A 2,958-nucleotide genomic window follows, 5' to 3' on the forward strand; every position below is an offset into this window, starting at 1 on the left:
ACAGTGATTGCAAAGTCCGCCGAACGCTTTGCCCGCGCTGCGACAAAATCCGGTCTGGCGGAAATGGAGATTCCCGATGAGGAACTCGACGCGATCTTCGAGGAGGTCGCCGCGCGATTTCGCAAAGCGGAGAAGAAAGGGCTTGCTGGCGCAGCTGCTTCGCCGCGTCGATCAACAGCTAGCGGGTCTGGAACGGCGGCGGCGGTTTCTCATGACGGCTGACCGAAAGCGCGAGGCGCGAGAAAAATTCCTGCTCGGCGGCATCGTCGTCAGGGCGGGACTATCGAATGCGGACCGGGCGTTTCTGCTCGGCGGCCTTCTCGAACTGGCAAGTATCAAGCCAGGCACATCCGAGCATAGACGTCTGCGCGATACCGGGGAGGAAGCGTTCAAGGCTGGTGCGCAGGACCGCGGATCACCTCGAATTGTGGAGACGGTGGAATGAGCGTGCAGGCAAAACCACACCCGAGCCTGTTGCTCGTTGTCGTGCCGGTCGCAGTCACCGCATTCGCCGTTTATGTGATTGGCTGGCGCTGGCCGGAACTGGCCGCGAGCATGTCGGGGAAGACCGAGTATTGGTTTCTGCGGGCATCGCCCGTGCCGGCACTTCTGTTCGGGCCGCTTGCCGGCCTGTTGGCCGTTTGGGCGTTACCCTTGCACCGGCGAAGGCCAGTGTCGATGGCGAGCCTTGTCTGCTTTCTGGCAGTGGCCGGCTTCTACGCGCTACGCGAGTTCGGCAGGCTGGCGCCGTCGGTGGAGAGCGGCGCGGTGTCATGGGACCAGGCGCTATCCTATCTCGACATGGTTGCAGTCGTTGGTGCGGTCGCCGGCTTCATGACCGTGGCGGTCGCCGCGCGCATTTCCACCGTCGTGCCCGAACCGGTGAAACGCGCCAGACGCGGAACCTTCGGGGACGCCGACTGGCTTTCGATGCCGGCGGCGGGAAAATTGTTTCCGCCGGATGGCGAGATCGTCGTCGGCGAGCGCTACCGGGTCGATAAAGAACTCGTCCATGAGCTGCCGTTCGATCCGAACGATGCGGTGACATGGGGGCAAGGCGGCAAGGCCCCGTTGCTCACCTACAAACAGGATTTCGATTCCACCCATATGCTCTTCTTCGCTGGGTCCGGTGGCTTCAAGACCACGAGCAACGTGGTGCCGACGGCGTTGCGCTATACCGGGCCGCTGATCTGCTTCGATCCTTCTACCGAGGTCGCACCAATGGTGGTCGAGCACAGAATCCGCGCGCTGGGCCGCGAAGTGATGGTGCTCGATCCAACGAACCCGGTTGTGGGTTTCAACGTGCTCGACGGGATAGAGACCTCGCGGCAGAAGGAAGAGGACATTGTGGGCGTCGCGCATATGCTGCTGTCGGAAAGCGCGCGCTTCGAAAACGCGACGGGCTCCTATTTCCAGAACCAGGCGCACAATTTCCTGACTGGGCTTCTCGCCCATGTGATGCTGTCGCCGGAATATGCCGGCCGGCGAAATTTGCGCAGCCTGAGGCAGATCGTCTCCGAGCCGGAGCCCTCGGTGCTGGCAATGCTGCGCGACATCCAAGAGCATTCCGCGTCGGCCTTCATCCGCGAAACGCTCGGCGTCTTCACCAACATGACCGAGCAGACGTTCTCGGGCGTTTATTCGACCGCATCGAAGGATACGCAATGGCTGTCGCTTGAGAACTACGCAGCACTTGTCTGCGGCAACACGTTCAGGTCGAGCGACATCGTGTCGGCCAGGAAAGATGTCTTCCTCAACATTCCGGCGTCGATCTTGCGCTCCTATCCAGGCATTGGGCGTGTGATCATCGGCTCGCTGATCAATGCCATGATACAGGCCGACGGCGGCTACAAGCGGCGGGCGCTGTTCATGCTCGATGAAGTCGATCTGCTCGGCTACATGCGCGTGCTGGAAGAGGCACGCGACCGTGGCCGCAAATATGGCATCAGCATGATGCTGATGTATCAATCCGTCGGGCAGATGGAACGGCATTTTGGCAAAGACGGCGCGACATCATGGATCGACGGATGCGCGTTCGCGAGCTATGCGGCGATCAAGGCGCTCGACACGGCGCGCAACGTTTCGGCGCAGTGCGGGGAAATGACCGTCGAGGTCAAGGGAAGCTCGCGCAACATCGGCTGGGACACGAAGAATACGAGTTCGCGGAAATCGGAGAGCGTGAACTTCCAGCGCCGGCCGCTGATCATGCCGCACGAGATCACTCAGTCCATGCGCAAGGATGAGCAGATCATCATCGTGCAAGGTCACAGCACGATCCGCTGCGGGCGCGCGATCTATTTCCGGCGCAAGGAAATGAACAAGGCGGCCAAGGCCAACCGGTTCGTCAAACCGTGAGCACCATGAAGGTCACGCGGACCATTAGAGCCAGTCGCGCCGGCGATAGCGTTCGAAAGGATCGCTCTCGCCGGGCGGCGTGAACCAGTCGACAACCTTCGAATAGCCCATGGCAAAGCCAACGAAGCCGATCGCCATCAGGAGAAAGGCCCAGAAAGGCATCCCGTTTGCCGCCTCCGGTTTCACGAATGCCGCGATCGAAAACGGCACCATGACGACCCCTCCTATGGCAAGCAGATTGACGACAGGGCGAAACATGCAGAGCGCAAAGAAGGTCAGGTGCCATGCGCAGTAAAACGCGCTCAGCACGCTTCCGACGACAATGGCGGTGAGCAGGCGGGCCAAATACCGCGGCAAGCGAAGAACCGGGTTTGTCCGTGCGGGCCGTGGGCCGGCAGCAGGCTGAATCTCGCTCATCACCTCGTCTCGCTTCATCGCTTGCGCAGGTTCTCAGTTGGCCAAACTGTCGAATATGCGAGAGTCTAAGTCGCAAGGCAGGTCCAGGCAAGATCAGATCGCCGGGGCGGGATCCGACCGCCGTCAGGGGGCGCCAGTGTCCGGCACAGGTGGCGTCGTATGCGGCGAGGCGGCCGCCTGGCCGCC

At 61.5% G+C, this 2,958-nt stretch carries 4 protein-coding genes; 3 read left to right on the forward strand and 1 reads right to left on the reverse strand.

Annotated features, from left to right (window positions below):
• The 3 genes from EOA75_RS31275 to traG form a co-directional block, all read left to right on the forward strand.
• On the forward strand, window positions 1–222 hold a 222-nt coding region (locus EOA75_RS31275), incomplete at its 5' end, for a TraC family protein (protein ID WP_127325990.1).
• A complete protein-coding gene (locus EOA75_RS31280; RefSeq protein WP_127325991.1) occupies window positions 212–445 on the forward strand; it encodes a conjugal transfer protein TraD in 234 nt (77 codons plus the stop codon). The genes EOA75_RS31275 and EOA75_RS31280, both read left to right, overlap by 11 nt.
• Entirely contained in the window at window positions 442–2,355 is a 1,914-nt protein-coding gene (gene traG, locus EOA75_RS31285; protein WP_127325993.1) for a Ti-type conjugative transfer system protein TraG, read from the forward strand. Before EOA75_RS31280 ends, traG begins: the two co-directional genes overlap by 4 nt.
• Window positions 2,356–2,379: 24 nt before the next feature.
• Here the strand turns inward: traG and EOA75_RS31290 are convergent, their stop codons facing one another.
• Window positions 2,380–2,712, reverse strand: coding sequence for a hypothetical protein (locus tag EOA75_RS31290; protein ID WP_245466795.1), 333 nt, complete (start codon window positions 2,710–2,712; stop codon window positions 2,380–2,382).
• Between the last annotated feature and the right edge of the window lie 246 nt (window positions 2,713–2,958).

Source organism: Mesorhizobium sp. M1A.F.Ca.IN.022.07.1.1 (assembly GCF_003997575.1).
In the GTDB taxonomy this organism is placed as follows: domain Bacteria; phylum Pseudomonadota; class Alphaproteobacteria; order Rhizobiales; family Rhizobiaceae; genus Mesorhizobium.

Excerpts from the sequence above, each read along its gene's own strand:
- EOA75_RS31280 (WP_127325991.1), top strand. The coding sequence starts at position 212 with ATGACGGCTGACCGAAAGCGCGAGGCGCGAGAAAAATTCCTGCTCGGC.
- traG (WP_127325993.1), top strand. The coding sequence starts at position 442 with ATGAGCGTGCAGGCAAAACCACACCCGAGCCTGTTGCTCGTTGTCGTG.